The organism is Bacillus sp. P4_D3 (assembly GCF_056401855.1).
The window spans coordinates 1-1,340 of the sequence record NZ_JBFUIN010000793.1; the positions used below are offsets into that span (position 1 = coordinate 1).

1 protein-coding gene is annotated in these 1,340 nt (G+C 34.2%); it reads right to left on the reverse strand.

Features of this window, described 5'->3' with window-relative positions:
* Positions 1 to 693: 693 nt before the first annotated feature.
* The gene (locus AC1DTM_RS26750) at positions 694 to 1,332 is read right to left on the reverse strand and encodes a pyridoxamine 5'-phosphate oxidase family protein (protein ID WP_016104573.1); all 639 of its coding nucleotides are present in this window, start codon (positions 1,330 to 1,332) and stop codon (positions 694 to 696) included.
* Positions 1,333 to 1,340: the final 8 nt, after the last annotated feature.

A 1,340-nucleotide genomic window follows, 5' to 3' on the forward strand; every position in this document is an offset into this window, starting at 1 on the left:
TTGCTCAAGTTCAGATAACGGCTGATACCGTCAATAATTACTAGATTACTCGTTCACTATTGAAGTTCAAAGGTGGTAAGATYATTTYTCGTGTTAGGAAGCTCACAGCCTTGGCTTCCCTCTCTGTAAACCGTAAAAATSATYTCATGTCCTTATCGTTACTTTTTCGTTCATGTYTATTTGTTAACTYATTATAGTTATGAAAATTTTAAAAAGCAAGCCTATTTTTATTTACTATTTTAAAGGAAATACATTATTATATTTTACAATAACAAATTATCTAAAACAAACTTATTCTCTGTCACATATATTCATCACAGACAAGCCAACAATATCCATATTAAAATTCCTTTCTAAAAAAAAAAGAGTTTTACGCTTTAACACTATATTTATAAAGTGAATTTTTTGTACCTACTCAGCCATACATTTCATTTAGGAGTTTGGTAAGGAGTATTATTCCAGCGAAAATACGCCCCTTATTACCTATAGAAAGTTACTTTCACTTTTCAGCATATAGATTGCTGCCATGAAGATAAAAAATGGACCTACACCTTGCTACCTTCCTTTATTTTAAAACTTTGCGCGTGGCAGGAAAAGGCCCTGACCGCTCCTATACATAGCCAGTCCCTCTCGACCATTAAAAAAGTGCTTTTCTGTCGGTTTTTCATAGAATGACTGAGTAGTTACAATTGTTCAATACAATCTCTTCGTATAACTTTCTTCTAAAGAACGTGCAACATCCTCTTCTGAAGCATTCACTTTCGCATGCTCCATTAACATTTTCGCTGCTGAAGGTAGCTCTGTTTTATTTAACCATGACTCTGGATCCCACATTTTTGAACGAATAAAAGCTTTTGCACAATGAATATAGCATTCTTCTATTTCAACAACAATTCCAAGTAACGGATTACGTCCATTCGCCTGCATCTCTTTCAAAATTTCTTCATCGTTTGTAATATATGCTTTACCGTTTATTCGGAGTGTTTCCCCAAGACCAGGAATAAAAAAGATTAACCCTACGTGCGGATTTGAAATAATATTTAAAATTGAATCTATACGACGATTGCCCGGCCTTTCTGGAATGATAATTTTATTTTTATTTAATACATATACATATCCAGGTGCGTCTCCTCTCGGCGAAGCATCACACTCTCCTAATTTATTTGCAGTAGATAATACTAGAAAAGGAGATTTAGATAGAAAATCTACGCAATGGTGGTCTAATGATGAAATAACTTTTTTCAAGGCCCGCTCACTCGGTTGCCCTAATATTTCTCGTAATTCTTCCTCTGTTGAAATAATCGATTTTATTTCCTTACTCTCTATCCCCACTTATAACC